13 protein-coding genes are annotated in these 15,967 nt (G+C 67.0%); 6 read left to right on the top strand and 7 right to left on the bottom strand.

The genetic code is table 11. The features are described from left to right. Positions 1 to 37: 37 nt before the first annotated feature. Genes AC5P99_RS06915 through AC5P99_RS06905 form a run of 3 tightly spaced genes read left to right on the top strand, consistent with a single transcriptional unit; the run spans position 38 to position 3,195 of the window. Positions 38 to 919 carry a CorC family transporter gene (locus AC5P99_RS06915; RefSeq protein WP_005408827.1) on the top strand — a complete coding sequence of 294 codons (882 nt, stop codon included), beginning with the start codon at positions 38 to 40 and terminating at the stop codon, positions 917 to 919. Next, positions 916 to 2,166 carry a lipoprotein N-acyltransferase Lnb domain-containing protein gene (locus tag AC5P99_RS06910; RefSeq protein ID WP_164222300.1) on the top strand — a complete coding sequence of 417 codons (1,251 nt, stop codon included), beginning with the start codon at positions 916 to 918 and terminating at the stop codon, positions 2,164 to 2,166. The genes AC5P99_RS06915 and AC5P99_RS06910 overlap by 4 nt, the downstream gene beginning before the upstream one ends. Positions 2,167 to 2,172: 6 nt before the next feature. Next, positions 2,173 to 3,195: a magnesium and cobalt transport protein CorA gene (locus AC5P99_RS06905; RefSeq protein ID WP_049451328.1), complete on the top strand. Its 1,023-nt coding sequence runs from the start codon at positions 2,173 to 2,175 to the stop codon at positions 3,193 to 3,195. Between the two features lie 205 nt (positions 3,196 to 3,400). Here the strand turns inward: AC5P99_RS06905 and AC5P99_RS06900 are convergent, their stop codons facing one another. From AC5P99_RS06900 to AC5P99_RS06885, 4 genes are all read right to left on the bottom strand, one after another. After that, entirely contained in the window at positions 3,401 to 4,765 is a 1,365-nt protein-coding gene (locus AC5P99_RS06900) for an NAD-dependent succinate-semialdehyde dehydrogenase (protein ID WP_495213006.1), read from the bottom strand. An 83-nt stretch (positions 4,766 to 4,848) separates the two neighbouring features. After that, positions 4,849 to 5,691, bottom strand: coding sequence for an ABC transporter permease subunit (locus AC5P99_RS06895; protein ID WP_005408823.1), 843 nt, complete (start codon positions 5,689 to 5,691; stop codon positions 4,849 to 4,851). Beyond that, the gene (locus AC5P99_RS06890; RefSeq protein ID WP_005408822.1) at positions 5,688 to 6,620 is read right to left on the bottom strand and encodes an ABC transporter permease subunit; all 933 of its coding nucleotides are present in this window, start codon (positions 6,618 to 6,620) and stop codon (positions 5,688 to 5,690) included. Before AC5P99_RS06890 ends, AC5P99_RS06895 begins: the two co-directional genes overlap by 4 nt. Continuing rightward, a complete protein-coding gene (locus tag AC5P99_RS06885; RefSeq protein WP_005408821.1) occupies positions 6,617 to 7,753 on the bottom strand; it encodes an ABC transporter ATP-binding protein in 1,137 nt (378 codons plus the stop codon). Before AC5P99_RS06885 ends, AC5P99_RS06890 begins: the two co-directional genes overlap by 4 nt. Before the next feature lie 273 nt (positions 7,754 to 8,026). Between AC5P99_RS06885 and AC5P99_RS06880 the strand changes: the two genes are divergently transcribed. Continuing rightward, complete coding sequence (locus AC5P99_RS06880; RefSeq protein ID WP_149500896.1) at positions 8,027 to 9,427, top strand: flavin-containing monooxygenase; 1,401 nt, start codon at positions 8,027 to 8,029, stop codon at positions 9,425 to 9,427. Between the two features lie 38 nt (positions 9,428 to 9,465). On the opposite strand, the gene AC5P99_RS06875 is transcribed toward AC5P99_RS06880, so the two are convergent. The 3 genes from AC5P99_RS06875 to AC5P99_RS06865 form a co-directional block, all read right to left on the bottom strand. Continuing rightward, on the bottom strand, positions 9,466 to 10,575 hold the full coding sequence (locus AC5P99_RS06875; RefSeq protein ID WP_005408819.1) for a polyamine ABC transporter substrate-binding protein: 1,110 nt from the start codon (positions 10,573 to 10,575) through the stop codon (positions 9,466 to 9,468). 91 nt (positions 10,576 to 10,666) lie between these two features. Continuing rightward, complete coding sequence (locus AC5P99_RS06870; protein WP_049402723.1) at positions 10,667 to 12,064, bottom strand: glutamine synthetase family protein; 1,398 nt, start codon at positions 12,062 to 12,064, stop codon at positions 10,667 to 10,669. Further along, the gene (locus tag AC5P99_RS06865; protein ID WP_033834726.1) at positions 12,061 to 12,822 is read right to left on the bottom strand and encodes a gamma-glutamyl-gamma-aminobutyrate hydrolase family protein; all 762 of its coding nucleotides are present in this window, start codon (positions 12,820 to 12,822) and stop codon (positions 12,061 to 12,063) included. The genes AC5P99_RS06870 and AC5P99_RS06865 overlap by 4 nt, the downstream gene beginning before the upstream one ends. Before the next feature lie 161 nt (positions 12,823 to 12,983). Between AC5P99_RS06865 and AC5P99_RS06860 the strand changes: the two genes are divergently transcribed. After that, positions 12,984 to 14,261, top strand: a complete 1,278-nt coding sequence (locus tag AC5P99_RS06860) for an NAD(P)/FAD-dependent oxidoreductase (RefSeq protein WP_187757063.1) — start codon at positions 12,984 to 12,986, stop codon at positions 14,259 to 14,261. Positions 14,262 to 14,311: 50 nt separating this feature from the next. Continuing rightward, positions 14,312 to 15,916 (top strand): MASE1 domain-containing protein, encoded by a 1,605-nt coding sequence (locus AC5P99_RS06855; protein WP_495213005.1) that lies wholly within the window; start codon positions 14,312 to 14,314, stop codon positions 15,914 to 15,916. Positions 15,917 to 15,967: the final 51 nt, after the last annotated feature.

Raw genomic sequence — 15,967 nt, 5'->3', positions numbered from 1 at the left:
GTCAACGCCCGGCCTGCCGGGTGCCTTTTTTCCAGAGATGTCAGAAGACGACAGTAGTAGCTCCCCTGCGGAGCACAGTGAAAAGAAGCGCGGCTGGCTTGAACGCCTGACCTCCGCCTTCTCCGGCGAACCCCATACCCGCGACGAGCTGGTCGCTGTCCTGCACACCGCGCAGGAAGAGGGTCTGATCGCCGCCGATACCCTGAAGATGATGGAAGGCGCCATTTCGGTGGCCGAGCTGACCGTGGGCGACGTGATGATCTCGCGCTCGCAGATGGTCTCGCTGCCGGTTGAAGCGCCCTTCCTGGAACTGATGAAGCAGGTGGTCGAATCCGGCCATTCACGCTTCCCGGTGCACGGCGAGAACAAGGACGACATCCTTGGCATCCTGCTGGCCAAGGACCTGCTGCGCGGCGTGGTCGCCGACAACGGTCCGGCCAACGTGCGCGAGCTGCTGCGCCCGGCGGTCCTGATCCCGGAAGCGAAGAAGCTCAACGTGCTGCTGAAGGAGTTCCGCCTGTCGCGCAACCACATGGCCATCGTGGTGGACGAGTACGGCGGTGTCGCCGGCCTGGTCACCATCGAGGACGTGCTGGAACAGATCGTCGGCGAGATCGACGATGAGCATGACGAGGCCGAGGATCCCTCGGCGCAGATCGCGATCCAGTCCGACGGCCAGTACGTGGTCGACGCGCTGACCCCGATCGGCGACTTCAACGAGCGTTTCGGCGCGACGTTCTCCGACGAGGACTACGACACCATCGGCGGCCTGGTCACCGAGGCCGTGGGCCACCTGCCGGAAGTCGGTGACGAGCTGGCGCTGGACCGCTTCATGTTCCGCGTGGCCCGCGCCGATGCGCGCCGGGTACAGGCCTTCCACGTGACCGTGCTGCCGCCGGACGCGCAGGACGACGCTTGAAGCGCCGCGGCCTGATCCTCATGGTGTGGCTGGCACTCTACGTGCTGGCCTTGGCCCTGCCGCTGGCCGCCTTCGCGCAGCCGGCGCCGGCCATACCTGCCGTGCCCGCGGCCAGCGCTGAAGCCCCTGCTCCGCGCATCGGCGTGGTGACCATGCAGCCGGGCACGGTGTTCTTCGAACGCTTCGGCCATGACGCCATCGTGGTGGTCGATCCGCTCAGCGGTGAAGCGACCTCGTACAACTTCGGCTACTTCGATCCGTCCGAGGACGATTTCATCAGCCGCTTCGCGCGCGGCGACATGATGTACTACCTGGTGGCGCTGCCGCTGCAGCAGGACCTGTCGTACTACGACGAGACCGGCCGTGGCGCCAGCGTGCAATGGCTGGACCTGCGCCCGGACCAGGCGCGCTCGCTGGCCGCCGGCCTGGCCGAGCGGGCCAAGCCGGAAAACGCGCGTTACCACTACGATTACTACACCGCCAACTGCGCCACGATGGTGCGCGACACGCTGGACAAGGCGCTCGGCGGCGGCCTGCAGTCGCAGCTGTCGGGGCGCTCGCGTGGCAACACCTATCGCAGTGAATCGGTCCGTCTGGCCTCGCCGGCACCATGGATGTGGCTGGGCTTCGATGTAGGCCTCGGACCGTTCGCCGACCAGCCGCTGTCGCGCTGGCAGGAAGCGTTCGTGCCGATGCGCCTGGCCGATGCCCTGCGCCAGGCACGCAACAGCGATGGCCGGCCGCTGGTGCAGTCCGAACACGAACTGTTGCCGCACCGTATCGATCCGGAGCCGAAGGAGTTCGCACGCCGCTGGTGGCCGTGGCTGCTGTGTGGCCTGGTGATCGCCGCTGGCGTGCTGGCGCTGCGCAACCGCCCGCGCCTGCTGGCCGGGCTGGCCCTGCCGTTCTGGCTGCTGTGCGCCCTGTTCGGTGGCGTGCTGGTGTTCCTGTGGGGCTTCAGCATCCACTACGCCGCATGGGCCAACCGCAACCTGCTGCTGCTTTCGCCACTGGCCGTGCTGCTGCTGCCGGGCGCGATCGCACTGCTGCGCCGGCGCGTGCCGGGACTCATGTTCAGGATCGTGCTGTGGCTGCTGGCGGTACAGGCGGTGGCCGCGCTGGTGCTGCACTGGCTGAGCCTGCAGGCGCAGTACAACGTGCAGTGGATCGTGCTGCTGCTGCCGGTGCACGTGGCACTGGCGTGGGTGCTGGCGCGTCGTCCTCACTTGTCCGAAACACGGCCCTGACGCACGATGGCGGGCATGTCATTGCCCGCCTCCGCTTCCGCCCCCGCTTCGGCCAACCCTACCTGCGTCATCAACTGCGTCCACTACGATGACGAGGGCAAGCGCCACGACATCAGCCTGGATGCCATCAGCGATGTCATTGCCAGCGGCAACGGCTTCGTCTGGGTCGGCCTGTACGACCCCAACGAAGACGTGCTGCTGAAACTGCAGGAAGAATTCTGCCTGCACGACCTGGCCATCGAGGATGCGCGCAACGCGCACCAACGGCCCAAGGTCGAGACCTATGGCAACTCGTTGTTCGTGGTGGTGACCACCGCGCAGATGGTCGACGAACGCATCCAGTATGGCGAAACCCATGCCTTCCTCGGCCCGCGCTTCCTGGTGACGGTCCGCCACGGCGCCTCGCTGTCCTACGCGCCGGTGCGCGCACGCGTCGAGCGCGAGCCGCAGCTGCTGAAGATGGGCCCGTCGTACTGCCTGTACGCGGTGACCGACTTCGTGGTCGACAACTACCTGCCGATCGTGCACCGCTTCCGCGACACCCTGGACCTGCTGGAAAAGGACATCTTCGCCGACACCTACAAGCGCAGCACGGTAGTGCGGCTGTACGAGCTCAAGCGCGAGCTGAACAAGATGCGGATGGCGGTGGCGCCGCTGCAGGATGTGCTGGCGCAGCTGCGCCGCTACCAGGGCGACCTGATTCCCGATGAAGTGAAGCTCTACGTGCGTGACGTGCATGACCATGCGGTGCGCATCAGCGATGTGATCGACACCCTGCGCGAGATGCTGGGCACCGCGCTGAGCGTGAACCTTTCGCTGGTGACACTGGCGCAGGGCGAGACGGTCAAGCGGCTGGGCGCCTGGGCTGCGCTGCTCGCCGCGCCGACGCTGATCACCAGCTGGTACGGCATGAACTTCAGTCACATGCCGGAGCTGAGCGAACCCTGGTCGTACCCGCTGATGATCGTTGGCGTGGGCGGTGTGTGCGTCGGGCTGTACCGGTTGTTCAAGCGCGCGAAGTGGTTGTAGCGCGTATCGACCAACGGTCGATACCCACCAAGCACATGGGCGTCGATACCCTGCAGTCCGGTAGGCCACGACCGTTGGTCGTTGCACGCGACCCGCTTCTGGTAGTGCCGGCCGCTGGCCGGCAACCCGGCAACCCGGCAACCCGGCAACCCGGCAACCCGGCAACCCGGCAATGCCGGCCAACGGCCGGCACTACCGTTCGGGATCAAGCCACGTAGACGGTCTTGATGTTCATGAACTCATGGATGCCATGGTCAGCCAGCTCCCGACCAAAGCCTGACTGCTTGCTGCCGCCGAACGGCAGCCGCGCGTCGCTCTTGACGATGGCGTTGACGAACGCCGCACCGCATTCCATGCGCTGCGCGAAGCGCTCGCCGCGTACCGGATCGCCGGTCCACACGCTGCCGCCCAGGCCGAAGCGGGTGTCGTTGGCCACGCGCAGTGCCTCGGCCTCATCCTTGACCCGGATCACCGCGGCCACCGGCCCGAACAGCTCCTCGTCATACGCCGGCATGCCCGGGCCGACCTGGTCGAGCACCGTGGCCGGATAGCCGGCATGGGTGCCGGCAATCGGCTCACCACCGATCAGCACCCGCGCGCCCTTGGCCACGCTGGCCTGCACCTGCTTGTGCAGTTCGTCACGCAGGTCGGCGCGAGCCATCGGCGCCAGCGTGGTGCCCCGCTCATCGGGATCGCCGTACTGGCGCTCGCCCGCCGCCTGCACAAAGCGACGGACGAATTCATCGGCCACCGCCTCGACCACGATGAAGCGCTTGGCCGCGATGCAGGTCTGCCCGCTGTTGTCGAAGCGCGACTTCACTGCCGCGGCCACGGTCTTGTCGAGGTCGGCATCGTCGAGCACCACGAAGGCATCGCTGCCACCCAGCTCCATCACCGACTTCTTCAGCTGGCTGCCGGCATTGGAGGCGATCGAGCGCCCTGCCCGCTCGCTGCCGGTCAGCGTCACCGCCTTCACCCGTGCGTCGCGCAGCACGTCGGCGGCCTGGTCGTTGTCGATGTGCAGCACGTCGAACACGCCATCAGGCAGGCCGCCGTCACGGCACAACGCCAGGATCAGGTCGGCGCACTGCGGCACGTTGCTGGCGTGCTTGAGCAGGGCGACGTTGCCAGCCATGAACGCCGGGGCGAGGAAACGGAACACCTGCCAGATCGGGAAATTCCACGGCATCACCGCGAACACGCAGCCGATCGGCTCGTAGCGCACGTAGCTGCGCTGGGCTTCGGTATCGATCAGCTGCGGCTTGAGATAGTCGGCCGCGTGATCGGCATAGTACTCGCAGGCGGCAGCGCACTTGTCGACCTCGGCCAGCGCCTCGGCCTTGAGCTTGCCCATCTCGTGGGTCATCGCCTGCTGCAGGTCGTCGCGCCGCGTGCGCAGCTGCGCGGCGATCTGGCGAAGGATGGCGCCGCGGTCCTGCAGCGAGCGATCTGCCCAGCCCGGAAATGCATCGGCAGCGGCCTGCAGGCGCTGCTCGATGTCGGCTGCGCCCATCAGTTCATGGCGGTAGGTCACCTGTCCGGTGGCCGGGTCGACGATCTCGACGGTCATGGGGGATCTCCATCTGGAAGACCCCCATTGTGCGCCGCCGGCTGTGAGCCGGGTGTTGCCGGCGTTGTCGGCAGACCGTGTGCTCAGCCGTTGTCCTGCCGCGCCAGCTGCAGGTCGCGCTGGCGCCGCTTCTCGGCGCGGGCGTTGATGTACCAGCCGATCACCGCGGCGATCGACACCGCCGACACCAGCAGCGTGGCCAACGCGTTGATCTTCGGGCTGATGCCCATCCGCACCGAGGCGAACACCTTCATCGGCAGCGTGGTCGAGCCCGGCGTGGCGACAAAGCTGGCCACCACCACGTCATCCAGCGACAGGGTGAACGCCAGCAGCCAGCCCGCCACCAGCGCCGGCGCGATGATCGGCAGGGTGATGCGGCCGAACACGGTCAGCCGGCTGGCGCCCAGATCCATCGCCGCTTCTTCCAGCGACAGGTCCATTTCCTGCAGCCGCGAGGACACCACCACGGTGACGAAGCACAGGGTGAAGGTGACGTGGGCGATCCAGATGGTGGCCAGGCCGCGTGCCGGGAAGCCGGGAATCGCGCCCATCGAGGCCAGCAGCGCCATCAGCGAGAAGCCCAGGATCACATCCGGCATCACCAGCGGTGCGGTCACCAGCGCTCCGAACAGCGGCTTGCCACGGAATCGCTTGAAGCGCGTCATCACCATCGCCGCCAACGTACCCAGCACGGTGGCGGTACAGGCGGTCCAGAACGCCACCACCAGGCTGGTCCACATCGCATCCATCAGCGCGCGGTCGGCGAACAGGTCGCTGTAGGCACGGGTGGAGAACCCGGCCCAGACCATCGCCAGCCGCGAGCTGTTGAACGAATAGAACATCAACAGCAGGATCGGCAGGTACAGGAAGGCGAAGCCGAGCAGCAGCACGCCCAGCCCCAGGCCCTTTGCGCTACGCGGGCTCATGCCTGCTTCCCTTCCAGCAGGCGCTGCTGGGAACGGTTGAACAGCAGGATCGGCACCAGCAGCAACAGGATCATCGCCACCGCCATCGCCGAGGCGCCCGGCCAGTTGCGGTTGTTGAAGAACTCGTTCCACAGCTGGCGGCCCACCATCAGCGTTTCCGAGCCACCCAGCATTTCCGGGATCACGAATTCACCGATCGCCGGAATCATCACCAGCATGCAGCCGGCGATGATGCCCGCTTTGGACAACGGCAGGGTGATGCGCAGGAACGCCTGCCACGGCTTGGCACCGAGGTCGTAGGCCGCCTCCAGCAGGCGGTGGTCATGCTTGACCAGATTGGCGTACAGCGGGAGCACCATGAACGGCAGATAGCAGTAGACGATGCCGATGTAGGCGGCGGTCGGGGTGTCGATCAGCTGCAGTTTCGGCAGGCCCATCGACGTCATCAGCGTCTGCAGGCCGGTGAACTGCAGGAACTGGTCGAGCAGGCCATTGCGGTCCAGGATCGCCTTCCACGCATACACGCGGATCAGGAACGAGGTCCACGACGGCAGCACCACCAGCATCATCGCCACGTTGCGCGCGGCGGGCGACAGGCGCGCGATGGCATAGGCCATCGGATAGCCGATCAGCAGGGTCAGGAAGGTCGAGATCGCCGCGATCCTGATCGAGCTCAGGAACGCCTGCGCATAGATCGAATCGCGGAACAGCGCCAGGTAGTTTTCCAGGTTCAGCTTCAGCGAGAAACCGCCGTCGGCGTACTGCAGCAGCCAGGTGTACGGCGGCGAGCCGACCCGGCTGAGCGAGAAGCTGATCATCAGCACGATCAGGAACGGCACTGCGAAGAACAGCAGCAGCCACAGGTACGGAATGCCGATCACCGTGGCACGCAGCCCCGGCAGCCAGCGCTTCAGGCCGGCGGTGCTCATGAGGTGAGCACCACGCCGTCGTTGTCGCGCCAGTGCACCCACACCTCGTCGCCCCAGGTGAGGCCATCACTGGCCCAGCGCTGCGAATTGGCGAAGTTGGCCAGTACCTTGGCGCCGCTGGGCAGGCGCACGTGGTAGACCGAATGGCTGCCGAAGTAGGCGATGTCCTCGATCACACCCTGGGCCTTGTTGGTGTGCCCTTCCGGTTCGTCCTTGCCGATCATCACCTTCTCCGGGCGCAGCGCGAACGCGACCGGCTGCCCTTCATAGCCGGTGATGCCATGGGCGATGTAGATCGGCGCCGGGAACAGCGGCGAGCGTACGGTCACGTACTCCGGCAGGTCCTCGTCGATCACCCCGTCGAACAGGTTGACCGAACCGATGAACTCGGCGACGAAGCGGTTGGCCGGCTGCTCGTAGACCTCGTCCGGCTTGCCGACCTGCTGGATCCAGCCGGCATCCATCACCGCGATGCGGGTGGCCATGGTCATCGCTTCTTCCTGGTCGTGGGTGACCATCACGCAGGTCACGCCCGACGATTCGATGATGCTGACCAGTTCCAGCTGCATCTGCGAGCGCAGCTTCTTGTCCAGCGCGCCCATCGGCTCGTCCAGCAGCAGCAGCTTCGGCCCCTTGGCCAGCGACCGCGCCAGCGCCACGCGCTGCTGCTGGCCGCCGGACAGCTGGTGCGGCTTGCGCTTGCCCAGGTGGCCCATCTGCACCAGGTCGAGCATCTCGCCCACGCGCTTGCCGATCGCATCCTTGCCCAGGCCATCCTGCTTCAGGCCGAAAGCGATGTTCTGCTCGACCGTCATGTGCGGGAACAGCGCATAGGACTGGAACATCATGTTGACCGGCCGCTGGTACGGCGGCAGCGCATCCAGGCGCTGGCCGTCGAGGGTGATGCTGCCCTTGGTGGGCGTCTCGAAGCCGCCCAGGCACCGCAGCAGGGTCGATTTGCCACTGCCGGAGCCACCGAGCAGGGCAAAGATCTCGCCCTTGCGCACGTCCAGGTTGACGTCGTCGACGGCGACGAAACCGTCGAATTCCTTGCGCAGGTCACGAATGGAGAGATAGCCGGGCGCACCGGTCGTGTCGACGACGGTGGCTACCGGCTGGGCTTCAACGGGCATGGGGGCTCCGGGAGCGGGCGGTGGACAGCGGCCGCCATTCTAACGGCCGGGGGGCCCAGGGGATATGACGGCGGCAGGCGGAAGCGGCCGCTGGCCGGCTCCGGGGGCCCCAGGAGTGTCGGTTTTCCCCCGCCATGGTGGCCTGCCCGCGCAAAGGCCCGGGCTCCCCTGGACGACCCTGCGGCCGTCCCGGCCAGACACCACAGGCGACGCCTCGATCTGCAACGTTTTTCAGAACCGGATCTGTTGAAGGCCCGGGGCATTCCCCGCGCAATGGCCCTGATCAAGGCCTTGCATGGACCCACTCTGGTGATTTCCCCGGACAGCCCCTCCCCTCTCCCGCCCCGCCTGCCGGGCTCCCTGCCTGCAAGGCTGCCGCTGGTCATCATCGGTGCCGGCCAGGCCGGGTTGTCGCTCAGCGCGCTCCTGCAGGAGACCGGCGTCGAGCATCGCGTGCTGGAGGCCGAAACCGTGGGCGCCAGCTGGCAGCGGCGCTGGGAGTCGTTCCAGACCAACACCGCCAACGCGACGATGGCCCTGCATGGTCATGCCTATGCCGGCGATGACCCGGATGGCTTCATGGGCGCCCCGGAGGTGATCCGGCACCTCCGCGACTATGCCCACGAGCGTTCCCTGCCGATCAACGAGGGATGCGGGGTGCATCGGGTTGGGCCTGGGCCCGGCGGCTACGCCATCCACAGCAGCCAGGGGCTGATCCATGCCCGCGCAGTGGTGGTCGCCACCGGTGAATACCGCCGCGCACGGATGCCCCGGGTCCGGTTCGCGCCCGCGCCAGGCCTGACCGTGCTGCACTCGGGCGACTACCGCAATGCCGGCCAACTGCCCGACGGCGCCGTGCTGGTCATCGGCGGCGGCCAGTCCGGCGCGCAGATCGCCCAGGACCTGCGCGACAGCGGTCGCAGCGTGTACTGGTCACTGGCCCAGCGGCATTCGCATACCCGCCGGCTGCGCGGCAAGGACTCGATGACCTGGTGGGACATGGCTGGGCGCATCCACCAGCACGTGAGTGAAGCGGCCGCCGTCCTGGCCGGAGAACCGGATGCCCTGCGCAAGGCCCGCACCGCCGAATTCCCGCTGATTTCCGGCAAGGGGCGTGCCGGCCTGGGCAGCTCGATCAGCCTGCTGGCGATGCACCGCGTGGGCATCAGGCTGCTGGGCCGGTTGCAGGGCTTCGATGGAAACGTCGCCCGCTTCGCCGATGTGCGCCCGCAGCTGCGTACCGCGATCGAGGCCACGCAGGCCGAGTACGCCTATCTCGATTCGCTGGCCAGCGCGTACTACGCCACGCGTCCCGAGCCACGCACCGACGATGCCCGCTACATTCCGGAGGAGGTCTATCTGCACTGGGAGCCGGACGCCGCCCCGCGTGAACTGGATCTGCAGGCGGAAGGCATCCGCTCGGTGGTGCTGGCCACCGGCTTCGTCGCCGAATGGCCCTGGCTCGACGTACCGGGCGCGCTGGATGCACATGGCTACCCGCTCGGCGACTTCGGTGTTTCACCGCAACCGGGGCTGTTCTTCATCGGCATGCACAACCTGCAGCGGATGAGTTCATCGTTCCTGTGCAACGGTGGTCGCGATGCGCGCGACCTGCTGCCTGCCATCCTGCGGCACCTGGGCCGATGCGGGAGTACCGGCATCGACCCTGGGTAAGGCAGCCGCCGGGCATCGCCCGGCGGCACCAGGCCGGCTCAACGGCCGGTCTTCACCTCGGTCCACAGCCGGGTGTAGAGCTTGTCGGTCTCCGGCGTGTTGATCGAGTACGTGAACATCTTCGCGGCCACGTCGGCCGGCGGGTAGATGGTCGGGTCGGTACGGATCGCCTCATCCACCAGCGGGGTCGCAGTCGGCACCGGGTTGGCGTAGTGGATGAAGTTGGTGTTGGCCGCGGCAACCTTCGGCTGCAGCAGGTAATTGATGAAGGCGTAAGCGGCCTCCGGATGCTTGGCGTCCTTCGGGATCGCCAGCATGTCGAACCACTGCGGGGCGCCTTCCTTCGGGATCGAATAGGCCACGTGCACGCCATTGCTGGCTTCCTCGGCGCGGTCGCGGGCCTGGATGATGTCACCCGACCAGCCGACCACCAGGCAGGTGCCGCCATTGGCCAGCGAACCCACGTACTGCGAGGAGTGGAAATTCTGCACGTACGGTCGGATCGACTTCAGCAGGTCGGCCGCCTTCTGCAGCTCGGCCGGGTCACCGCTGTGCGGGTCCAGGCCCAGGTAATGCAGCGCGATCGGGATCATGTCGGCCGGCGTGTCCAGGATGGTCACGCCGCAGTCCTTCATCTTGCTGATGTTCTCCGGCTTGAACACCAGGTCCCAGCTGTTGGCGATGTCGGTGCTGCCACCGAAACGCTGCTTCAGCATCTCCACGTTGTAGCCGATGCCGGTGGTGCCGATCATGTACGGCACGCCGTACTGGTTGCCCGGGTCCTGGGTGGCGATGCGCTTCATCACCGCCGGATCGAGATTGGCCAGGTTCGGGATCTTGCTCTTGTCCAGCGGCAGGAACACACCGGCCTGGATCTGGCGACCGAAGAAGTTCAGGGTCGGCACCACCACGTCGTAGCCGCTGTTGCCGGCCAGCAGCTTGGTCTCGACCATCTCATCGCTGTCGAACACATCGTAGGTCACCTTGATGCCGCTCTCCTTCTCGAAGGTCGGGATGGTGTCCTCGGCGATGTAATCGCTGTAGTTGTAGACGTTCAGGACCTGGCTGTCCTGCGCGCCGCCATTGCCACCGCCACAGGCGGCGAGCATGGCGGAGGCCAGGCCGAGCGTGAGGATACGCAGCTTCATCGGGTGCTCCAGAATGCGGGGAGGGGGGCCGGCGGGGCCGGCGACGGGTGCCAGCCTACCCCCCGGCGGCGGATTTTTCTATTCCGGATGCTCAGACGTTCAGCAGCAGGAACTCGCGCTCCCACGAGCTGATGACACGGAAAAAGGTCTCGTATTCCTTGCGCTTCACCGAGATGTAGGCCCGGCAGAAGCGCTCGCCCAGCAGGGCCTGCAGTTCGCTGCACTGCTCCAGCCCATCCAGCGCTTCGCCCAGCGAGCGCGGCAGGTTGTAGCCCAGTTCCTTGGCGCTGCCGGTCACCGGCGCATCCGGTGCCAACCGCTCGCGGATGCCCAGCAGGCCGCAGGCCAGAGTCGCCGCCATCGCCAGGTAGGGGTTGGCGTCGGAACCGGCGAAGCGGCTCTCCACGCGCATGTTTTCCGGCGTGTCCAGCGGCACGCGCAGGCCACAGGTGCGGTTGTCGAAGCCCCAGTGCACGTTGCTCGGCGAGACTTCGCCGAACACCAGCCGGCGGTAGGAATTCACGTTCGGCGCGAAGAACGCCATCGCCTGCGGCGCGTACTTCTGCAGGCCGCCCAGATAGTGGCCGAACACCGGGCTGAACTCGCCTTCGGTATCGGTATCGCCAGCGAACACATTGCTGCCGTCGCTCACCCGCACCAGGCTCTGGTGGATGTGCATGGCACTGCCCGGCTCGTTCTCCATCGGCTTGGCCAGGAAGGTGGCATACACGCCGTGGCGCATCGCCGCCTCGCGCATGGTGCGCTTGAACAGGAACACCTGGTCGGCCAGGTCCATCGCATCGGCATGGGTGAAGTTGACCTCCAGCTGCGCCGCACCGGATTCGTGGATCAGCGTGTCCACATCCAGCTTCATCGCATCGGCGTAGTCGTACATCAGGTCGAGGATCGGGTCGAATTCGTTGACCGCATCGATCGAGTACGACTGCCGCGCGGTTTCCGGGCGCCCGGAGCGGCCGGCCGGTGGCAGCAGCGGGAAGTCCGGGTCGGTGTTCTTCTGCACCAGGAAGAACTCAAGCTCCGGCGCCACCACCGGCCGCAGGCCCAGCTCGGCGTAGGCCGCCAGCACGCGGCGCAGCACGTTGCGTGGCGCCAGCTCGTGCGGCTCACCGTTCTTGGTGTAACAGTCGTGGATGACCTGCGCGGTGGCGTCGGCCGCCCACGGCACCATGCGCACCGTGTCCGGATCGGGACGCAGCATCATGTCCGAGTCCGACGGCGAGGTCAGCTCGTAGTAGTCATCAGGGAACTCGCCGGTGACGGTGGTGGCGAAAATACCTTCGGGCAGCCGCGTACCGTAATCATGCGAGAACTTGTCGGCGGGAATGATCTTGCCGCGCGCGTTGCCGGTGATGTCCGGGACCAGGCATTCGACCTCGGTGATGCGCCGCTCCTTCAGCCAGCGCAGCAGGCTGCTTTCCTGCGGTGCGGGGGGCGTAGCCGTCTTGCGCGGGCGCGTTCGGGAACTCATCGGGAATCCAGTCGGTTCTGTTGGTGCTGCCGGCAAGCTTGGCCGAACGCACGGAAAATAGCGTGATAGAACGGCGAGTCCATGACACGCCACTCCGGGTGCCACTGTACGCCGAGCACGAAACGATGGCGTGGGCTGCGCGCTGCCTCGACCAGTCCATCATCGGCCCTGGCCTCGACCTGCAGCCCGTGTGCCAGTCGGTCGATGCCCTGCCCGTGAACCGAATTGACCTGTGCGCGGTCACCGCCTTGCCACTGCGCCAGCCAGCCATCCGCCGCCAGGGCGACCGCATGGGCCGGCCCGTACTGCACATCAACCGGCGCCTTCGGGTCTTCACGATGATCCGAAAGACCGGGCGCCGCGTGCACCTGCGGATGCAACGTGCCACCCAGCGCAACGTTCAGCTCCTGCAGGCCGCGGCAGATCGCCAGCACCGGCAGGTCCAGCGCCAGCGCCTCGTGCAGCAGCGCGAACGCGTTGGCGTCACGGGCCGGGTCATGCGGATTGCCCGGCCAGCTGCGACCGCCGTCGTAATGCTGCGGTTCGATGTTGCTGACCGCACCGGTCAACAGCAGGCCATCGAGCCCCTGCAGCCAGTCGCCGGCCGGCAGCGGCGGCTGCACGCTCGGCAACAGTACCGGGGTCACCTCGGCGGCCTCGGCCAGCGCGCGCACGTACTTCTCGCCGGCTACCGCGAAACGGTGATGGCCGAGCACGGTGCTGTCGGTGGGCAGGCCCACCCAGGGCAGGCGGCGCATGGGAAAACTCCTTGGCGTGCCGACACGTTACCCGCCGTCCGGCGAAGGCGGCAAGTCGTCGCCGTCACACCATGGCTGTCACGCATCGGCGAAACTACTCGGGTGAATGCTGATCGTCCTCCCCCGCTCTCCTCCACCGCACTGCGCCCGCGAGGCCTGCGGTGAGTGCCGCGTTCCCGCCCAGCTGGTATGCCGCCAGCCTGCCCGAACCACCCGCGCTGCCCCAGCTGCGGGGCGAGGTTCAGGCCGATGTCGCCGTGCTTGGTGCGGGCTACACCGGCCTGACCGCGGCCCTGGAACTGGCCTCACGTGGCCAGCGCGTGGTGGTGCTGGAGGCGCAGCGGATCGGTTGGGGCGCGTCCGGCCGCAATGGTGGCCAGGCGCTGGTCGGCTACGGCTGCGAGGTGGACGAACTGGAGCGTCAGCTGGGTCGTGATGATGCACGCCACCTGTTCGACTGGTCGCGCGACGCGGTGCAGGCGATGCGCACGCGCATCGATCGCCACCGCATCGACTGCCATTGGGTTGAAGGCCACGCCAGCGTGGCCATCCGTGAACGCCACGAGCGTGACCTGCACGCCAACTGCGAGCACCTGCAACGCCACTACGACTACCCCATGCAGTGGTGGGGCCGTGACGCTCTGCGCGCGCAGCTGGACAGCCCGCGCTACCGCGCCGCGATGTTCGACCCGCTCAGCGCACACCTGCACCCGCTGGCGTATGCACGCGGTCTGGCCGATGCAGCGCGCGCGGCAGGTGTGGTCATCCACGAGGATTCGCCCGTCGTGCGCATCCAGCGCGGGCCACGGCCGAGCCTGCACACTGCCCAGGGCAGCGTGTGCGCCACGCATCTGGTGGTGGCCGGCAATGCCTGGCTGCAGGGCCTGCTGCCCGAGCTGGAACGGCGGATCATGCCGGTGGGCACCTATATCGGTGCCAGTGAGCCACTGGGCGCAGAACGTGCCCGCGCCCTGATCGGCAACAACATGGCCGTGGCCGACACCGCCTGGGCACTGGACTACTTCCGCCTCAGCCACGACCACCGCCTGCTGTTCGGCGGCCGCGCCAGCTACTCGGCACTGCCCCCGCCCGGCCTGCGCGGGGTGATGCAGCGACGCATGCACGACGTCTTCCCGCAGCTGGCCGACGTGGTGCTGGACCAGGTCTGGGGTGGCTACGTGGACATCACCCGCAACCGCGCCCCGCACTGGGGCCGGCTGGACGGCAACCTGTACTTCGCGCAGGGATTCTCCGGCCATGGGGTGGCCGCCGCCGGACTGGCCGGCGAGGTGATCGCCGCCGCCATCGCCGGCCAGAGCGAGCGTCTGGACGTGTTCCAGCGCCTGCGGCATGCGCCCTTCCCCGGCGGCCGGCTGCTGCGCACGCCCCTGCTGGTGGCGGCGATGTCGTGGTACAAGCTGCGGGATGCGTTGTGGTAGCGGGGCCCTTCCCAGCCACATAATCGGCGCAGGAGCTGGGGAGCACGTGGATGCAGTGGTGGAAGGACGGCCTGCTGGTGAGGATACGGGTCAGCCCCGAAGGGCTGGCGCTGGCGCTGCTCTATGCCCTCGCCTGCTGGGGTGCGCGCAAGCTGTCACTGGACCAGTTCTTCCTGCCTGCCGGCGTGCGGGTGGCCGCGCTGTTGCTGTGCCCGCCCCGTCTTTGGCCCTACCTGCTGATGGGTGAATACGCCTACTTCGCGCATCTGCGCATCCCCCTGATCAGCAAATACAACCTGACCTGGGTAATCCTGGCCTCGGTGTTCCTGATGCCTGCCGTGATGCTGATCGTGCGCCTGCACCGGAAACTGCTGGCACGCACCACGATCGTCGGCATGATCTCCATTGCGGTATGCGCCGCGACGGTCATCAGTCTGCTCAACCTGGGAATCTCGTACCTGCTCTGGGAGCCGTTGCAGAACGCGTCATTCATCACCAACGTATTGCGCTATGCGCTGGGCGACTTCACCGGCATCCTGATCCTGGCACCCCTGGCATTGCTGTGGATCCGCCGCGCCGAGGAAAAATGGACAACCGGGTCTGTCGCGGCCACGGTCGCAGCACTCGGCGCCATGCTGGTCATTGGCCTGCAGGCGACGCCGGTACCGGCCTCGATCACGGCCCCCGGCTCGCTGCAGCTGCTGTTGATCCTGCCTATTCCCGCGATCGCCCTGACCTGCCTGCTGGGATGGCGCGGTGCGGCCATCGGTGTCGCCGCCGTTAACATGATTCTTGGCCTCAGCACCCCCGCCGACCATCCGACGGCATTCGACCCGGCTACCTTCGCTACCCAGCAGGCCATGGCCATCGCCAGCATCGCCCTGCTGTTGCTGGGTGCGCGCATCACCCACTTCCAGAACCAGCACCGGCTGCGCGAGGAAGATGGCAGAGCGGCCCTGCAGCTTGCTCGGAATTCACACCTGGCCAGCGAGATGGACCTGCGTGAGCGCGCGGCCCATCTGCGCCAGCTGGGCGATGGCATGGACCTGTCGCTGAACGAAATGGTGAACTGGCTGCATGCGCAGGGTCATCACGCCGTGGCCGACAGCCTGCGGCATACCTCGGAGGTGCATTCGCGCCTGTTCCGGGCCCAGGCCAGCATGATCTATCCCGCCGCCCTGGAACAGCTGGGCCTGTACGTGGCGTTGCAGGCTGGCGGAGTGCGCGAGGCATGGAATGCTACGCATCGCATCGGCCAGCCGAGGTTGAAGGGTGACCCCTGCGCACTCGGGGTCGGCCTGCAGCTTGCTGCCTATCGACTCGTGGTCGATGCGGTCTCGCTTCTATTGAAGTGCGAGTGTGGACAGATCTCGGTCAGTATCCGCTGCGGAAGCTCCATCCGGAAGCGTGGTGCCTTCATCTGCGTGGCTCTTCTGGACCGCCACGCATCACTGGGAAGCCGTGCAAAGGCGCTGGCAAACGAGCAGCTGCTGGGCCGAGTGCTCGCACACGCTGGCCACATGGACCTGAGTGGCAACAGGCTCAGGATGGTGTTGACCGAAGCACGGGACGCTCCCCGCCAGGCAGGCGCTGCTGAAGCCTTGAGGGAAAGCACACGCTCCATGGACGCTGGCGCCCCCCGGGCCGCGATCTGACTATCCCGGTGAAAGGAGCTGCAGATCATTGCGCGAAAGTGATCTTTGGTC

It is taken from the genome of Stenotrophomonas sp. YJH_SMC_80 (assembly GCF_059372495.1).
This window is presented reverse-complemented; position numbering and strand designations above follow the sequence as displayed.